11 protein-coding genes and 1 pseudogene are annotated in these 18533 nt (G+C 59.2%); 2 read left to right on the forward strand and 10 right to left on the reverse strand.

Going from position 1 to position 18533, the window contains the following annotated elements; translation table 11 throughout:
- Nucleotides 1-2 precede the first annotated feature (2 nt).
- A complete protein-coding gene (locus tag KDX37_RS12620; RefSeq protein ID WP_231653043.1) occupies nt 3-533 on the reverse strand; it encodes an MgtC/SapB family protein in 531 nt (176 codons plus the stop codon).
- Between the two features lie 134 nt (nt 534-667).
- Between KDX37_RS12620 and KDX37_RS12625 the strand changes: the two genes are divergently transcribed.
- Nucleotides 668-808 carry a DUF3203 family protein gene (locus tag KDX37_RS12625; protein WP_231653044.1) on the forward strand — a complete coding sequence of 47 codons (141 nt, stop codon included), beginning with the start codon at nt 668-670 and terminating at the stop codon, nt 806-808.
- Nucleotides 809-913: a DUF3203 family protein gene (locus KDX37_RS12630; RefSeq protein WP_231653045.1), complete on the forward strand. Its 105-nt coding sequence runs from the start codon at nt 809-811 to the stop codon at nt 911-913.
- A gap of 41 nt (nt 914-954) precedes the next feature.
- Here KDX37_RS12630 and KDX37_RS12635 read toward each other — a convergent pair whose 3' ends face one another.
- The 9 genes and pseudogenes from KDX37_RS12635 to KDX37_RS12675 form a co-directional block, all read right to left on the reverse strand.
- Entirely contained in the window at nt 955-1701 is a 747-nt protein-coding gene (locus tag KDX37_RS12635) for an SDR family oxidoreductase (protein WP_231653046.1), read from the reverse strand.
- Between the two features lie 111 nt (nt 1702-1812).
- Nucleotides 1813-3924: pseudogene (locus tag KDX37_RS12640) on the reverse strand (putative bifunctional diguanylate cyclase/phosphodiesterase).
- 170 nt (nt 3925-4094) lie between these two features.
- Nucleotides 4095-5561 (reverse strand): efflux transporter outer membrane subunit, encoded by a 1467-nt coding sequence (locus tag KDX37_RS12645; RefSeq protein WP_319941696.1) that lies wholly within the window; start codon nt 5559-5561, stop codon nt 4095-4097.
- Nucleotides 5558-8665, reverse strand: coding sequence for an efflux RND transporter permease subunit (locus KDX37_RS12650; protein ID WP_231653047.1), 3108 nt, complete (start codon nt 8663-8665; stop codon nt 5558-5560). Before KDX37_RS12650 ends, KDX37_RS12645 begins: the two co-directional genes overlap by 4 nt.
- Nucleotides 8662-11772, reverse strand: a complete 3111-nt coding sequence (locus KDX37_RS12655) for an MdtB/MuxB family multidrug efflux RND transporter permease subunit (protein ID WP_231653048.1) — start codon at nt 11770-11772, stop codon at nt 8662-8664. The genes KDX37_RS12650 and KDX37_RS12655 overlap by 4 nt, the downstream gene beginning before the upstream one ends.
- Nucleotides 11769-13070, reverse strand: a complete 1302-nt coding sequence (locus KDX37_RS12660) for an MdtA/MuxA family multidrug efflux RND transporter periplasmic adaptor subunit (RefSeq protein WP_231653049.1) — start codon at nt 13068-13070, stop codon at nt 11769-11771. The genes KDX37_RS12655 and KDX37_RS12660 overlap by 4 nt, the downstream gene beginning before the upstream one ends.
- A gap of 149 nt (nt 13071-13219) precedes the next feature.
- Nucleotides 13220-13720 carry a thiol peroxidase gene (tpx, locus tag KDX37_RS12665; RefSeq protein ID WP_231653050.1) on the reverse strand — a complete coding sequence of 167 codons (501 nt, stop codon included), beginning with the start codon at nt 13718-13720 and terminating at the stop codon, nt 13220-13222.
- Nucleotides 13721-13811: 91 nt separating this feature from the next.
- The gene (locus KDX37_RS12670; protein WP_231653051.1) at nt 13812-14729 is read right to left on the reverse strand and encodes a LysR family transcriptional regulator; all 918 of its coding nucleotides are present in this window, start codon (nt 14727-14729) and stop codon (nt 13812-13814) included.
- A gap of 123 nt (nt 14730-14852) precedes the next feature.
- Nucleotides 14853-18533 (reverse strand): translocation/assembly module TamB domain-containing protein, encoded by a 3681-nt coding sequence (locus KDX37_RS12675; protein ID WP_231653199.1) that lies wholly within the window; start codon nt 18531-18533, stop codon nt 14853-14855.

Consider the following 18533-nt stretch of genomic DNA (forward strand, 5'->3'; position numbering starts at 1 on the left):
TGTCAGGGAGCGTTCGACCCGTCCTTTTTCGCAGGGTTTTCCAGGGGCGGGTCAACGCGCTCCACGATATGCGGCACCAGCCTTAAAATACCCAGCGCCAGCACGGTGCTCAGTACAGCCGTGGCCTCGCGCCCCAGCCCGGCTGCCACACCGATTGCTGCGGTCATCCAGAGCCCGGCAGCCGTGGTCAGTCCCTTGACCTGCCCTGCGCTTCTGACATTGTCCTTGAGTATCGTGCCCGCGCCGAGAAACCCAATCCCTGCCACCAGGCCCTGAATGACACGGCTGATCGCTGCGTCATCGGCTCCGGCTAGCCTGGGCACCAGCACAAACAGCGCCGCCCCCATGGCAACCAGCATGTGCGTTCGTACCCCCGCCGCCTTGCCCCGATGTTCGCGTTCAAAACCGAGAATACCGCCCAGCACCGCAGCGGTTACCAGCCGGACCGTGACACGCGTCAACTGCGTAGGGTCGGTAATGTCGGAAAATTCGGACTGTAACGTTGCCACCACTTGCTGCCACCATGCGTTCATTGCTGCTCCTTGAGTACTCGACGGGAGGATATGGACCTCAGATTCGTCGACGAGTGCTCCACGTCTGGCGGATGGGCAGAACATTGGTCCACAGACGCAGTCCCAGGAAAACAACGCATCAGGAGGGTCACGATATGCCAGTGGAATTCGATCAGGACACGATTACATGCGCCATTACTTTCGAGGGCGAGGTTTTGCAAAGCGCTGTTCCGGACGTAATCATTACCAACAGCCAGGACGCACATCACCCGTATGCGCTGATCAGTGGAAGATGAGTGCCGATCAATGAAGAAGAGGCGGATGCGCTGGCCATCAATGGCGCTCAGGACGAGCGACATCACAGCAAATATGCCCAAGGCAACGCGAACAGCCTGCCTTGACTGACTGATGCAGTATTAGCTGGAGGGCAAGAAACCTGGCGTCAGCGTCCGCCTGCCACATCGATGAAGGTACCTGTGGCGTAGGACGCCTTGTCCGACAGCAGCCAGATGATAGCTTCAGCGACTTCCTCAGCGGAGCCGCCACGGCCCATGGGCAGAGACCCTTCCAGCTTGCTGACGCGAAACGGGTCGCCGCTCAAGGCATGGAAGTCGGTAAAGATGAAGCCCGGCCGGACGGCGTTAACGCGCACTCCGTCCATGGCCACTTCTTTGGAAAGCCCAAGCGTGAAGGTATCCATCGCGCCTTTGGACGCGGCGTAATCGACATATTCACCCGCCGATCCAAGCCGTGCAGCAGCCGAAGACACATTGACGATACTGCCGCCGTGACCGCCGTGGCTGGGCAACATACGCAGCAACGCATGTTTGGTGCACAGCATGGGGCCGACCACGTTGGTCATCATCATCTTGAGCAGGCGAAACTCCGACATCTCCTCCACACGCGAGGCCTGTGCAGTGGTGCCTGCGTTGTTGACCAGATGAGTCACTCGTCCCAGTTCGGAGTCGACACGGGCGTAGAGCCGGATGATTTCGTCCTCGTTACTGACATCAGCCTGAACTGCAATCGCATGCGCACCCAATGCCCTGACCTGGTTACAGGTTTTTTCAGCGGCGGCATGATCGGACAGGTAGTTGATGCAGATTCGATAACCTTCAGCGGCCGCAAGCAGTGCCGTGGCAGCACCGATCCCGCGCGAGCCGCCAGTAATGATGAGGACTTTTTGCATGGGTGTGTCTCGTAGGTTTCCATAATGCGGGGAGAAGATCATGCTGCGCCATGCTGAAGCGCCCTGAAAACAGATCGTGCCAGCGTTTCGAACCGGACGCTATCGCTGCGTTCAGTCAACCCTGGCGATTTTCTCAGGCACTTCATCACTCAGGCGCGCTTCAACCACGCGAATATCATCGAGAAACCGCTGCGCTGGCAATGGATGGCCAAGCAGGAAGCCTTGCAGAGAGTCACAGCCCAGACGCGTCAGGAAGTTTTGCTGCAATGTAGTTTCTACGCCTTCCGCCACGATGCGCAGGTTCAGCGCCTGGCCTACCGCCACAATGGCCGAGACGATAGCCGCGTCATCGCTGTCATGCTCAAGATCACGCACGAAGCCCCGATCGATCTTGATCTCGTTGGCGGGCAGGCGTTTGAGGTACATAAGACTGGAATAGCCCGTGCCGAAATCGTCGATGGACAGGTCCACGCCCATTTCCGACAGCCTGTTCAGCACCGCGAGGCTTGCATCCGCATCGCTCATGGCGGTGGTTTCGGTGATTTCCAGCGTCAGGCAGTTGGCAGGCAATTCGTGTCGCGCCAGGGTATCGGCAACGGTCTTGACCAGCCCCGCGTGACAGAACTGCAAAGCTGAAAGGTTGACCGCGATACGCCAGTGTTCGTAGCCCAGTGAGTACCACTCGCGCATTTGCCGACACGCTTCGTCCAGCACCCACTAGCCGATCTGAATGATCAGCCCGGATTTCTCCGCGAGGCCAATGAACGTGGTGGGACCCAGCACACCCTTTTCAGGATGATTCCAGCGCAGCAGAGCTTCTGCGCCAACCGGCCTGCCCGTGCCTGCATGAAATTTTGGTTGGTAATACAGACAGAAATGTCGCTCTTTCAACGCAGTACGCAGGTCCTGCGACAGTTGCAACTGGTTACGCGCGTTGCTGTTCATCGATGCATCAAAAAAACTGTAGCCGTTCTTGCCTGCAGCTTTGGTGTGGTACATGGCAGCGTCGGCATTGACCAGCAACTCATGCTGGGATTCGCCATTGCCGGGGTACATACAGATGCCGATGCTCAGCGATATCTGCACCATGTGCCCACCGATATCGAATGGGTGGGCAATGACAGCCACCTGACGTGCCGCAACGGCAAGGGCGTCCTGCGCATCATTCAGCTCCATCAACAGCACGAACTCATCCCCACCGATCCGGGCCAGTGTGTCGTGGCGATGGAGATTTTCGCGCAGACGCAACGCGACTTCGCGAAGCAGCAGATCACCAATGTGGTGCCCGAAAGCATCATTGACCGGTTTGAAGCCATCCAGGTCCATGAACATCAGGGCGAAACAGCCGCCCTCCTCGCCGACTTTCTTCAAAGCCTGCTCAATACGATCCGTCAGCAGAACCCTGTTCGGCAGACCGGTCAGGTTGTCGTGCAGCGCCAGGTGCGTCAACTCGCGGCTGGCTGTGTTCAGGGAATGTGCCAGAACGGCGGTTCGCGCTTCAAGACGGGCGTCCAGGATGCACGCCAGCAGCGCGATAGTGAGTACCGCAAGGCTGGTCACCACGACCAGCTTGTCCAACCCGTCAGCACTCAGCCCATTGCCCCAGGCGCCACAGAAACTGCCCTCTGCAAAATTGGCGGCAGCCATGCCGGTGTAATGCGTACCGACAATGGCCATGCCCATGACAATTGCCGCTGCTGCTCGAGTCAACTGGATACGTGGCGCTTTTTGACGCAGGCGAAAGGTAATCCAGAGTGCCGCTGCCGACGCGATAATGGCAATCACCAGCGACAGGCTGAACAACGCGGGGTCGTAGTCGATACCGGGCTGCATGCGCATCGCCGCCATGCCGGTGTAATGCATCGCGCTGATACCGATGCCCATGAACAACGCGCCCAGCCCAAGATGCAGCGCAGGCATCTGCGGCTGCGCGACCAGCCACAAGGCAAACCCGGACGACAACATCGCGATCAACAATGAGCACAAGGTAAGCGGCAGGTCGTATCCAAGATTCAGGGGCAGGACGAACGCCAGCATGCCGATGAAATGCATCGACCAGATGCCGATGCCCATGGCAAAGGCTCCGCCGGCCATCCACATATAGACGGCGCGACCATTGGCAGAGGCAATACGACCGGCGAGATCCAGCGCCGTGTACGATGCAAGTATTGCAACGAGCACCGAAATCACGACAAGTGAGGGGATGTAACTGCCAATCAACATACGCGCACCCAAAGCAACGAACGCGTCCATGCCGATTTGATAAGGTGATTGTACCCAATAGACAGCAATTGTCGCGGCAGCTGGTCGAAAATATGGCAATGAGCCATTATATTTTTGACCAACCGGTCAACCTCAGCCAATTGTCCTACAACTGACTTGCCAGTCAGTCATTACTGGCGTGTCAGACCGCTCTCTGCGTCCCATCCGCCACCTAGCGCAGCGATCAGTTGCACGCTTGCGATCAAGCGACTTTGCAATACATTCAACACGCTGCGTTCATTGCTCAGGGCGGTGGCCTGCACGTTGACCACATCCAGATAGCCAATCAGACCTGCCTTGTATTGATTGCTGGTCAAGCGCAACGAATCACGCGCTGACTCCAGCGCCTCCTGACGAACCGAAGCCTCTTCCTCGTACACCTTCAACTGCACAAGGTAATTCTCCACTTCACGAAAACCGTCGAGCACAGCCTGACGGTATTGCGCGACGGTCACGTCATAAGCGGCTTCAGAGCGCTCTACCTCCGCTGAACGGCGACCGCCGTCGAACAGTGTAAGGGCCAGCTGCGGCCCTACTGACCAGAAGCGGTTCGGCAAGCTGATCCAGTTTGCGAACGAGCTGCTGTTGTATCCGCCACTCATGCTGAGGGTCAGGTCCGGGTAATAGGCAGCCTTGGCCACACCGATATTGGCATTGGCGCCCATGACCGCGCGCTCGGCGGCGGCGATGTCCGGCCGACGTTCAAGCAGTTGTGACGGCACACCGACAGGTATTTGTGGCAATTGAGGAACGGACGCGACGGTCTGCAGATTGAAGTCCGCAGGCGCCATGCCCATAAGTACTGCAATGGCGTTTTCGAACTGCGCACGCTGCCAGGCCAGATCGATCAGGTCGGCCTGTGTGCTTTTAAGCTGGGTCTGCGCCTGAGCAACGGCGTCACGACCGGAGATACCGGCGCGGTATTGATTCTGGGTCAGGGTCAGCGAGCGCTGATAGGTATCCACGGTGGATTCGAGCAGCCGCTTCTGTTCGTCGATCACCCGCAGTTGCAAGTAATTCTGCACCAGCTCGGACTGCAAGCTCAGGCGCATGGCTGCCAGATCAGCAAGGCTGGCCTGAGCATTGGCCGTATCAGCTTCCAGGCCGCGACGCAATTTGCCCCAGATATCAGCCTCCCAACTGACGCCCAACTGCGCGCTGTAGCTGTCGCGAATACCTGAGTTGAGGTTGCTGGACCCCGACGTGCTGCTGCCGGTGCCCTGGGCAGAGCGGGTCTTGCCGGTGGTCAGGTCGAGTGTCGGAAAGAATGCGGCACGGGAGCTGCGAACCAGCGCCTGCGCCTGACGGTACTGAGCTTCGTACTGAGCCACCGTCTGGTTGGAGCTGTTGAGGCGAGCCACCAGCGCGTTCAGCTCGGGGTCGCCATACACCTCCCACCATGCGCCACGGGCAATCGCATCACTGGGCGTCGCCTGACGCCAGCCCTGCGCGGCCTTGAACTGCGCAGGCGTGGCCATCTCCGGCTTCTGATAGTCCGGACCGACAGCACATGCGCTCAGCATCAGAGCGCAGAGCCCCAGACCGAGCGGGCGAATCAGCCGACGAAGGTTGAAGGTGCAAGCCAGGCAATCGGTCATAGCGGAGTTTCCAGAGCAGCATCAGTGCGCACGCCGCGCCATCGGCTGAAACGATGGCGCAGACGGTCGAGATAAAGGTAAACCACCGGGGTGGTGTAGAGAGTCAGCACTTGGCTGAAGACCAGCCCGCCAATAATCGTGAGACCCAGCGGCCTGCGCATTTCCGCACCTTCGGCAGTGCTCAGCAGCAGCGGCAAGGCACCCAGAATAGCGGCCATGGTGGTCATGAGAATCGGACGAAGCCGTTGCAGGCACGCGCTGCGAATCGACTCCTGAGGAGTCATGCCCTGCTCCCGCTCGAGGTGCAAGGCCAGATCGATCATCATGATCGCGTTTTTCTTCACCACCCCGATCAGCAGGAACAGCCCCAACAGCGAGATCAGGCTGAAATCGCTGCGCAGCACATAGATGGTCAGAAGAGCGCCTACCCCTGCCGACGGCAACGTCGACAGAATGGTCAGCGGATGAATATAGCTTTCATACAGAATGCCCAACACAAGGTACACCGCCAGCAGCGCCCCGAGGATCATCCACGGCTGGCTTTTCTGCGTGGCGGCGAACGCATTTGCAGTACCTGCCATCTTCGAGATGATTTCAGCAGGTAAACCAATCGCCGCGATGGAACGCTCAATGGCGACGGTAGCCTTGTCGAGGCTCACACCTTCGGCCAAATCGAACGAGATATTTTCCGAGGCAAACTGGCCGTCGTGGGAAACCCGATCATTTTCAAGGCTTCGTACGTAATGCGCGATGCTCGACAACGGCACGCGCTGGCCGTCGGCCGTGATGACCTGAACCTGCTCCAGCGTGACCGGATCCTGCGCATACTTGGGATTGACCTCCATCACCACCTGATACTGGTTCAGGCTGTCGTAAATGGTCGATACCTGGCGCTGGCTGTAGGCGTTATTGAGCACCGCGGTGATCATGTTCATGTCTATGCCGAGCCGCTTGGCGGTGTCACGATTGACCATGAGCGTGACTTGCTGGGCACCGCGCCCTTCCCGCGCATCAATGGCGGTGAGCTCCGGGAGTGACTTGAGCGCCGCAACAATCTTCGGGTACCACTCGCGCAGGCTGGCCAGATCGCCACTTTGCACAATGTACTGATACTGCGAACTGGTCTGCTCACGGCCACCGCCCAGCTGCAGGTCCTGATCCGGAGCAAGGAACAGCCTGCCACCGGGCACGTGGGGCAGATTCTTGCGCAAGCGCTCGACAACTTTTTCGGCCGACAGGTTACGTTCGCTGATCGGCTTGAGGCGCACGATCATGAAGGCATTGTTGGTACCGCCGCTGCCGCCAATGAACCCCGCCACGCTTTGTACAGCCGGGTCAGCCAGCACGGCACGACGGTAGATCTCCATCTTGGGCTGCATGACCGAGAACGACAGGCCGTCATCGCCGCGCACAAAGCCCATCAATTGGCCTGTGTCCTGCTGTGGCAGAAACGTCTTGGGCACCACTACATACAGCGCGATGTTGACCACCACCGTGATCAGCAGGCTCAACAGCGTCAGTCGTGGATGGCGTAACACCCAACCGAGCGTGCGGTCATAGCCCGCGACCATACGGTCATTTACCCGCTCGCTCCAGCGCTGAAAAGCGCTCTCTTCCTGCGCCTGACGTGGCTTCAGCCAGCGGGCGCACAACATTGGCGTCAATGTCAGAGACACCACCAGTGACACCACGATGGCCACCGACAGCGTGATGGAGAATTCGCGGAACAGGCTTTCCACCAGCCCGCCCATGAACAGGATCGAGATGAACACGGCGACCAGTGACACGTTCATCGACAGCAGCGTGAACCCGACTTCCTTGGCACCCAGAAAAGCAGCTTTCATCGGGTCGAGGCCGTTGTGAATATGCCGCGAGATGTTCTCCAGGACCACAATCGCATCATCGACCACCAGTCCGGTGGCCAGGATCAGCGCCATCAACGACAGGTTGTTCAACGAAAAACCGCACAGGTACATGATGGCGAACGTACCGACCAGCGAGACCGGAACGGCCAGAGTCGGGATCAACGATGCACGAAAGCTGCCCAGAAACAAAAACACCACCAGCACCACCAGCACGACGGCAATCAGCAGCGTCATTTCAGCTTCATGCAGCGTGGCGGTGATGACCGGCGAGCGGTCCATGGCAATGTCCAGCGTGACACTGGCCGGCAGTACTGCTTGCAGAGCGGGCAATTGCGCTTTGATCTGCGCCACTGTTTCGATGATGTTGGCACCTGCCTGACGGTTGATGACCAGCAACACCGCTGAGTTATCGTTGAAAAAACCGCTGTTGTAGCGGTTTTCAACTGCGTCGCTGACCTTGGCAACGTCCTTGAGCCGCAGCGTCGCACCGTCCTGATAGCGAATGATCAGCGGCGCGTAGTCCTTGGCTTTCTCCAATTGGTCATTGGCCTGCACCTGCCAATTATGCTGACCGTCTTCGACCGAACCTTTTGGCCGTCTGACGTTGGTGTTGGTGATGGCGGTACGTACTTCATCCAGCGAAACACCGTACTGGGACAGCATCTGCGGTTCCAGCTCGATTCTGACCGCTGGCAGCGAACTGCCGCCGATCTGCACCTCGCCCACTCCGGTGACCTGCGACAGGCTTTGCGACAGGATGGTCGAGGCCAAGTCATAGAGCTGACCTTTCTCAAGCACCGTTGACGTCAGCGACAGCACCATGATCGGCGCCTGGGACGGGTTGACCTTCTTGTAGGTCGGCATGCTGCGCATACCGCTGGGCAGCAGGTTGTGTGATGCGTTGATCGCCGCCTGCACTTCTCGCGCGGCGCCATTGATGTCGCGGTCCAGGTCGAACTGCAGAATGATCCGTGTCGAACCCTGGCTTGAGTTGCTGGACATGGTGTTGACGCCAGCGATGCTGCCCAGCGAACGCTCCAGCGGCGTGGCGACGCTCGACGCCATGATCTCGGGGCTGGCGCCCGGCAGACTGGCCGAAACCACGATCACCGGGAAGTCCATGTTGGGCAGCGGCGCCACTGGCAACAACCGAAAACTGACCGCGCCCAGCAGCATGATCGCAAGGCTCAGCAGTACGGTGGCGACCGGTCGGCGGATGAAGGGCGCTGAAAGGTTCATGCGTCAGCCTGTCCCAACCGCTCCGGGGACTGGGGCTTGCGGCTCCAGCGGCGGCCGAGTCGATCAAAATACAGGTAGATCACCGGCGTAGTGAACAAGGTCAGCACCTGGCTCAGCAGCAGCCCGCCAACCATCACCAGCCCCAGCGGCTGTCGCAATTCCGCGCCAGAGCCGGTTGCCAGCATCAGTGGTATCGCGCCGAACAGCGCCGCCAGCGTGGTCATCAGAATCGGACGGAAACGCAGCAGAGCCGCCTCATAGATCGCTGTTTCGGGATCGACGCCACGATTGCGCTCAGCGTCCAGCGCAAAGTCGATCATCATGATGGCGTTTTTCTTGACGATACCGATCAGCAGAATGATACCGATGATCGCGATCATCCCCAGGTCATTACCGCTGATCAACAGTGCAAGCAAGGCCCCGACCGCTGCAGATGGCAGCGTCGACAGAATGGTGATCGGGTGAATGTAACTCTCGTAAAGCACACCCAGCACGATGTACATGGTGACCACGGCCGCGAGAATCAGCAGCAGCGTACTCGACAGCGAAGCCTGAAAAGCTTCGGCCGCGCCCTGGAACTGCGTCTGCACACCGATTGGCATGCCGATGTCCTGCTGCACCTGCTCGATGACTTCGACCGCATTCCCCAGAGCGACACCGGGCGCCAGATTGAATGACATCATCACCGCAGGGAATTGCCCCAGATGGGCAATGGCCAACTGCGCCTGGCGCTGTTCAACCCGCGCCAGACTCGACAGTTTGACCTGCGCACCGTCGGTGGTCTTGACGTGTATCTGCTCCAGCGCCTCCGGCCCCAGCTCGCTGCTCGCTGCCGACTGGAGTACCACACGGTACTGGCTGGCCTGGGTATAGATAGTCGAAATCTGCCGCTGACCAAAAGCGTCGTACAGGGCGTCGGTAATATTGGCCACGCTGACCCCTACCCGACTGGCCGCGTCACGGTCGATCAGCAGATAGACCTGCAAACCCTTGTCTTGAAGGTCACTGGCTACGTCAGTCAGCTCGGGACGCCTGGCCAGCGCATCGACCAGCTTGCCGCTCCACTCGCTGAGCATTTCGGCATCAGGCGATGACATGCTGAACTGGTATTGGGTACGACTGACCCGGTCCTCGATGGTCAGGTCCTGCACCGGCTGCATGAACAGGCGAATATCAGAAAGCTTGTCCACTTCAGGCTGCAGTCGATGGATGATCTGCGTGGCCGTCAGGTCGCGCTCGCCATGGGGCTTGAGGTTGATCAGGAAACGTCCGCTGTTGAGTGTCGCGTTATCCCCGTCAACGCCAATGTAGGAAGAAAGACTTACCACTGCCGGGTCTTTCAAAATGATGTCTGCCAACGCTTGCTGACGCTCGCTCATGGCTTTGAACGACACAGACTGCGCCGCTTCGGAAGTGCCCTGAATGACGCCTGTGTCCTGAACCGGAAAGAACCCTTTTGGCACTGCCATGTACAGCACAACAGTCAGGGCCAGCGTGCCAATCGCGACCAGCAATGTCAGCGGCTGGTGCTTGAGCACCCAGCGCAACCTGCCTGCATAGACATCGATCAGCCAGTCGAGCCAGGCGCCGCTGGCACGGTAAAAGCGGCTTTGCTCCTCTTCCTTCGGCTCACGTTTGAGCAACCGGGCACACATCATTGGCGTCAGGGTCAATGACACAACAAGCGAAATCAGGATCGCCACAGCGAGAGTGATGGCGAACTCACGGAATAGCCGTCCTACAACGTCCGCCATGAATAACAGTGGGATCAGCACTGCAATCAACGACAGGGTCAGCGAAATCAGCGTGAAACCGATCTGCTTCGCGCCCTTGAGCGCAGCCTGCAGCGGTGTTTCGCCCTCCTCGATGTGCCGGGATATGTTCTCCAGCATGACGATGGCGTCATCCACCACAAATCCGGTGGCGATGGTCAGGGCCATCAAGGTCAGGTTGTTGATCGAGAATCCGGCCAGGTACATGACACCGAACGTACCTACCAATGACAAAGGTACCGCAATCGACGGAATGATGGTCGCGCTGACACGACGCAGGAACAGGAACGTCACCAGTACCACCAGCACGATAGCAATCAACAACTCGTGCTGAACATCAGTTACCGAAGCGCGGATTGTCTGGGTACGGTCTGTGAGTACTGCCACGTCCAGACCGGCCGGCAGGTTATCGGTGATGCCCGGCAGCATGGCCTTGATGCGGTCGACCACCTCGATCACATTGGCGCCCGGCTGGCGCTGGATGTTCAGTAATACCGCCTGACTGCGGTTTGCCCAGGCGGCCAGCCGTTCGTTTTCAGCCCCGTCGACAATCTGTGCGACGTCCTTCAGACGCAGCGGCGCGCCGTCCTTGTAGGCCAGAATCAGGTTGGCATATTCTTCTGGCGACTTGAGCTGGTCGTTGGCGTCGAGCATCGACACCCGGGTCGGGCCGTCAAAGTTGCCCTTTGGCTGGTTCACGTTTGAAGTGGCCACCAGCGTGCGCACATCAGCAAGGTTGAGGCTGTTGGCGGCCAGCGCCTCTGGGTTGACCTTGATCCGCACGGCCTGTCGCTGACCGCCGGCAATGCTGACCAGACCGACGCCGCTGATCTGGGAGATCTTCTGCGCCATGCGCGTATCGACCAGATCGTTCAGCTTGGGCAGCAACATGGTTTTGGAGGTGATCGCCAGGGTCAGCACCGGCGTATCTGCCGGGTTGACCTTGTTGTAGACCGGCGGCGCGGGCAGATCATTGGGTAGCAGATTGGTAGCCGCATTGATGGCCGCCTGCACTTCCTGCTCAGCCACATCCATGTTGATTTCAAGACTGAAGCGCAGCGTGATGACCGACGCGCCGCCCGAACTGGTAGACGCCATCTGAGTCAGGCCGGGCATTTGCCCGAACTGCCGCTCCAGTGGCGCGGTTACTGCGCTGGTCATGACCTGCGGACTGGCGCCGGGGTACAGGGTCATCACCCGAATGGTCGGATAATCCACCTGAGGCAAGGCCGAAACCGGCAACAGGCCATACGCGATCAGACCGGCCAACACGATAGCCAGCATGCTCAGCGTGGTAGCGACCGGGCGCAGGATGAACAGACGCGACATGTTCATACGCTTGATTTTTCCACCTTGCTGACTGCCGCCGACTTGTCACTGCCGCTGTCCGGCTTGCCCTGCAGTTTTTGCACCGGACCCGCCGGGACGTCCTTGCTGTCGCTGACCACTTCGACTTCGGCACCATCACGCAGACGATCGGTACCTTCCAGCACCACGCGCGCACCCGCTGCCAGACCTTCGGTGATCACGGTAGACGTCTCGTTGCTCGGCCCGGTCTTGAGCAGGTTGATCTTGACCTTCTTTTCGCCATCGAGCACATAGACGAACGTGCCGTTGGTGCCGAACTGCACCGCCGCAGTGGGTACCAGAACGGCCTGAATCAGCGTGTCGGCACGCAGACGCACATTGACGAACTGGTTGGGGAACAGCACCTCGTCACGGTTATCGAAACGGGCCTTGAACTTGAGTGTCCCTGTGGCCACGTCAATCTGATTGTCGAGACTGGCAAGCACACCGGTGGCTTGCAGCCTGGTGTCGCCGCGGTCCCAGGCCTCTACTGGCAGCTTGTCACCCGTGCGATAGCGCGCGACTACTTTGGACAGGTCTTTTTCAGGCAACGTGAAATTGACCGAAATGGGTTGGGTCTGGGTAATGACGACCAGTGCGGTGGTGTCATTGGCGGCCACCAGGTTGCCGACATCCAACTGCTTCAGCCCGACGCGGCCAGCAATCGGTGCGCGGATACGGGTGAAGTCCAGATTGAGCTTTGCCTCGGCCACTGCAGCCTGGTTGGTCTTGATGGTGCCCTGATACTGATTCACCAGCGACTCGGCGGTATCCAGCGTCTGCTTGGCGATGCTGTCTTCGGCGTACAGGCCACGATAACGATTGACATCCAGCTGGGCATTCTTGAGCAGGGCCTGATTGGTGGCGAGCGTGCCTTGGGCCTGCTGCAGTGCAACCTGATAGCTGCGCGGGTCGATTTCCGCGAGCAGGTCACCGGCCTTGACCATCTGGCCTTCCTGGAAATTCAGCTTCACCAGTTCGCCCGCAACCCTGCTGCGTACGTTAATGGTGTTCATCGCCGCAACAGTGCCCAGTGCCTTGTAGTAAATCGGGAAATCACCCTGGGTCACCGGCGCAACGCGCACGGGAACCGCAGCAGCAGATGCCCCGAACCCCGGACGCCCCATGCCATGTCCGGCACTTTTGCCAGCTTGCACGCCGGTGCCGGGCGTGGAGGCAGGCCAGAACCACCAGCACAGGCCGACGATGACCAACAGGATCAATAAACTGATCAACCAGCGACGGGAGTTACGGGAGCCAGACGATTGCATGAATAAATCAACCATTACAGATGGGGCTTTCTTTGAAGGGCGAACAATAAGCACAGATGAGCTGCAAGCAAAGCGCCTTTACCAAGCGCTTACTTTTGTTAAACGGTTGAGGCACACATAAAAAAACGGCCTGAACGGGTTCAGGCCGTTTATGTTGCAGAACGTTACTTCAGTACAGCCAGTGCAGCGTCATAGTTTGGCTCTTCGGCAATTTCCGATACCAACTCACTGTGCAATACCTTGTCGTTTTCATCCAGCACCACGACGGCACGAGCGGTCAGCCCTTTCAGCGGGCCGTCAGCGATCGCCACACCGTAGTTTTCGCTGAAGTCAGCGCTGCGGAAAGTGGACAGGTTCTTGACGTTCTCCAGACCTTCAGAGCCGCAGAAACGCGCCTGAGCGAACGGTAGGTCAGCGGAGATGCACAACACCACGGCGTTGTTCAGGTCGTTGGCCTGGGCATTGAACTTGCGAACCGAGGTAGCGCACGTCGGCGTGTCGACACTTGGAAAGATGTTCAGAATTTTGCGCTTGCCAGCGTAGTCAGCCAGGGTTACTTCGGCCAGACCAGCGCCAACCAATGTGAAGGCGGATGCAGCAGCACCGACGTTAGGTAATTCGCCATTGACTTGAACGGGGCCGCCTTTGAGGGTCACTTGAGCCATGAAACGAAATCCTTCTTTCAGAGTATGTAAAAGAGTAAGAAGTTAAACACGAAAGTGCGCTGCAACCTATATCGGATAATTCCGAATGTGCTCAGGAAACCAGTCGATCTCTGACTTCAGGCCGCGAACACAACTCGGCCAGCCAATCGACAAACACCCTCACCCGCCGTGACAACTGGCGATGTGGCGGATAAAGCGCCATCAGCGGCATGGCTGGTGGCCGGTATTCGCGTAACACCTCGACAAGGCTGCCGCTGCGCAACTGCGCGGTGATGTGGTAGCGAGGTGCCTGAATCAGGCCGAACCCGGCCTCACAGGCCGCCACGTAGCCTTCGGCACCATTGACCGAAAGCGAGCGGCTCAGACGAGGCTCGTGGACCTGTCCATTGACCATGAACTCAAGGCCATAACGTTTATTGGAAGGTGTTGAAAAGTACTCGATCACCTGATGCACTCCAAGCTCTTCGAGCGACAACGGCGTGCCGTACCGGTCCAGGTATGCCCTGCTGGCACAGGTGATTTGCGTGAGCTGGGCCAGCGGACGCGCCACCAGCGCCTCGTCCAGCGGGCTGCCGGCACGCAACACGCAATCCACACCTTCGCGAATCAGATCGACCGGGCGATCACTCATGCCTATTTCCAGATCGATTGATGGGTAACGTTGAGCGAATTCGGGCAACGCCGGCATCACGATCATGCAGCCGATGCTCATCGGCAGATCGACACGCAGCAGCCCCTTGGGGCCTGCGTTGCCGGGGGAAAATGCAGCCTCGGTGTCGTCCAGATCAGCCAACAGGCTCAGGCAGCGTTGATAGTAGGCGACGCCATCGGGCGTCGCGCTCACCTGCCGAGTCGTTCGTTGCAGCAGTTGTACGCCCAGATGAGCTTCAAGTTGCTTGATCAGAACAGTGACCGACGCCCGCGGCATCTGCAAGCTTTCGGCGGCGCGGGCAAAACCGCCCAGCTCGACGATTCGAGTAAAGACGCGCATGGCGTTGAATCGATCCATGATAGGCGGATGTCCATTGGGTTGGTTCGGGCCACGGTCAGCCGCTGTTTTAACGGTTTCTTGCGGGTCCTGTCGAGGCCTGAGTCGGTTATGCACATCTGTTGCAGCGCTGCGCGTTACGCGTCAGAAGTCCCGTTTGTAAAAGATGTCCAGCGAACTGGCGATTCCGCTGGCGGCTTCCAGGTACACACGCTTGCTGAGCAGGTAGCGCAACGCAATGGTGTTGGCAGGTTCGAACACCCCTACCCCATAACGCAGGCTGAGCTTGTCGGTAATCTTGCCACTGGCGACCACATTGGTCTTGTCTCCGGTGCCGGACGTATCCAGTTCGAAATCCTTGATTCCCAGATTTTCTGCCAGTTTGCCAGTCGTCGTAGAGCTGCCCGCAACGCCGAGTGCCAGTGCGGCCTGCGCGACCATGTTGTTGTCCTCGCCAGAGTTGCCCAGAGGCCGTCCCATGACCAGATAGGACAAGGCCTGCTCCTGACTCATGGCCGGCTCGGAAAACACTTCGGTGGTTGGCTGATCGGCGCTGCCAGTCAAGCGGATGCCCGCGATCACGTCATCGGTCTGGCGAATGGCTTCAATATCCAGATAGGGTTGGTCAACAGGTCCTGCAAACAACAGCCGTGCCTTACGAATGGTCAGCCGTTGTCCGTACGCCCGATAACGGCCGTTATTGAGGTTGAGCTCGCCACGAGTATCGAGGTTATCGCCGATATGCACACGCCCGACCAGATCGGCCGTAAGCCCGAAGCCGGTGAAGCTGAGTTTCTCCTGGCCGACCTCGACGTCGACATCGATGGCAACTGCAAGCGGTGCAGCCCCTTCCTCAGTCTGCTGCCCGACAATGACGGTGTCGCCCGAGAGCTTGACCGTGGAAGGCGGTAACTCACGCACGGTGATCGTGCCTTTTGGAATCAGGACCTTGCCAGAGACAGCCAGGCGCTCTCCCTTCATGGAGATTTTCAGATCAGGTGCCGCTTCGACCGCCACATAGGGTTCGACAGTGATGGGCAGACGTGTACCTTTAAGGCTCACATCGACGACCAATGTCTGCCCCCAGGCCACCTGCCCGCCAATCGAACCCTGCCCGGTAGTGCCGCTTTTCCAGCCACCGTTGATCTGCACGCTTTCGCCAGCAATCACTGCCTGAATCTTCAGGTCGCGCAGTTCCATCGGCAGTTCAGGCCCGGAAACTTCGCCGTCATCCAGCGTTACGTTGCCGTTGACCAGCGGCGCCAGCAACCCGCCCGACAACCGGCCGCTACCGTTCAAGCGGCCATTGAGCTTCTGCACCATTGGTGCAAACGGCCGGGCTACCGAAACATCCAGGCCCGAGAGGGTGAAATCACCCGTCAGCGTCTTGTTTTTTGCCAGCGGGTCGATTTGCGCGTTCAGCAGCAGGCGCCCAAGTTTTGCACCCTCGAAGTCCAACCGGGAATCGATGCGTTTGGGCGTCAGGGTGCTGGTCAGCTTGAGAGTCTGATAAGGGAAGTCCAGCCACTGATCCTTGTCACGAACCCGCAATGTCCCACCACTGGCATCCATCGAAATCTGCCCGCTGGGGCCTGCCGCTGGCAGGTCAAGCTGAACATCGGCGTTCAGCGCACCTTTCCAGGCAAAATCTCTGGGCAACCATTGTGCAAGACTTTCGATCGGGAAGTTCTTGAGCTGATAACGCAGCCGAGGATCGGGCAGCAGGCGCTGATCGCCTGCACACAGACTCGCCTGCCCAGACACCCAGCAATGCGAACCGACGTTCAGCTTGCCATCGGCCAGACGCTCGATCCTGGCGGGCTGTTGCAAGCGCCAGCTCTGGCCACCACTCTGCACATCGCCAGTGGCCAAGCGACCGCGCCAGTTACCTTTGTCCTGCCTGCCGTCAAGGGCCAGCCCCAGCTTGAGCAGCGGGCCTTGCAGGTTTATCTTGAGTTGCTGGGCCTTGAGCGTGCCCTGGCCGTCCACCGACAAGGTGCCCAGCCGTGTTTCTCCGGTCTCAATGCCTGTGCCTTTCAGGTCAAGTGTCGCGCGCTGTGCGGGGTCAAGCGTTGCGGCGAGGGTTAGGCCCTGCAAGCGATTGTCCTGCAAAGCCAACTGGCTGCCCTGGAGCGCAAGCTGCCCCTGAGGAGCCTGCGGCGTTCCGGCCAGATCGAGGCGACCCTTGACCTGACCCTGGAGCCGCGGCCACAACTGGGCAAGACGCGGCAGGTCGAGATCAAGCCGACCCTGAATCCGCTCGTGCAGGCTGCCGGTGCCTTGAATGCGATTGTCGCCCAGCCGAATATTCAGGCTATTGAGGTTCCACTGCTGCGCGCGGCCATCAGCCTTGGCCTGCAACACAGCTGGCTGGCCGCGAAGGCGCCCGTTCAGATCCAGGTCGGCGGTCAGCTCCAACTGCCCGTTCTTCATCTGACCTTTACTGCGCAGCGGTCCGGCCAACGTCCCCGGCAACTCGGCGACCCAGAACGAAGGGTCGAGCGCAGTCAGATCCAGCGCCGTATCCCATCCAATGCCATCGGCGAACTGCAGGTTCAAATGACCGCCGGCCTTGCCCTGACCTGCGACCATCTCAAGCTGCGGCAAATAGACGTTTTGCAGATCACCGCTGAAGGGGCTGCCCAAGGTAAACGCACCTGCAGGGCCATCAATGTTTGCATTGAAATGCCCCAGATACTTGCCATCTGTATAGGAAACCTCGCCTTTGAAGGCGCGCAAAGCGACTTGCGGTTCGGTCTCCAGGGGATAAAGCCGTTGCCAGGGGAAGTCCAGCCAATCGACGCTCGCGTCAGCAGAAAAGCCGGTTTCCCAGCTGAGTTTGCCGCTGACGGCCAGACGCTGTTTGTCACTGGCATTCAAGTCAAGCGCCGCAATGGTCGCGCCTTTGGCATCCGCAATTCCCTTCAGGGACAAGGCGATCGGCGCCTTGGCGGCCGGCAGACTGGCGCTACCGTCAATCTGGTATCCGTTCTGAAGATTACCTTCTGCGGTCAGCAATAACTGGTCGAGCTGCAAGGTATCGGGCAAACCTGCGCTGGGCTTGAAGTGTTCGGACGTCAACTTGAGACGCGCGGGCAGGTGCTCGGTCAAGGGTTCCAGCTCACCGGTCAACACGCCCACCAGGTAGCCGCTGCTGTCGGCCTTGAGCTGCAGTGTGTTCAGCAGTTCACCTTTAATGTCGAGAGCCAGCGACCATGGCTGACCATCCTGAGGCGGTAATTGCAGTTGCCCCGTGACGGCCAACGGCCAGTCGCTCTCGGGCTTCAAAAGCCCCTGAAGATCCAGAACAAGCGCGTCACGTTGCAGGTGCGCACTGTCGATCTGCAGCCCTTCGGCTGTCCAGTGCGCAGCAAGTTGCAGGTCACGCAGTTGTTCTACGCCACCCAACTGAATGCTGCCGACCTGCACGTCCTTGAGCTGAATCGATAACGGCAGCTTCAGCACCGGCAAGGTCGTCGGACCCTCACTGGCGGGTTGATTACCAGGAGGAAAGGTCAACAAGACCTGCCCCGCGTGCAGTTGATCGATGCACAACCTCATGCTGAGCAGACAACCTGGCGACCAGATCAATGCGGGCGACTGGACTTCGACGCGGTCTTCGCCCTGCATCCACACCAGACGATCAGCAGACCACTGCCCGCCCAACTGCCCATTGAAGTTCTCCACCGTCAGACCGGGCACCTGCGCCAGCGCCCATCGGCTGCCGCTCTGCGTACCCACAACCAGAGCAACGCCCGTCACCAGTAGCATGAGGATCACCAGCACGCCCAGCCCCGCGATCTTTGCGCCACGCTTGATATTCAC

The organism is Pseudomonas californiensis (assembly GCF_021147775.1).
Lineage (GTDB): Bacteria > Pseudomonadota > Gammaproteobacteria > Pseudomonadales > Pseudomonadaceae > Aquipseudomonas > Aquipseudomonas californiensis.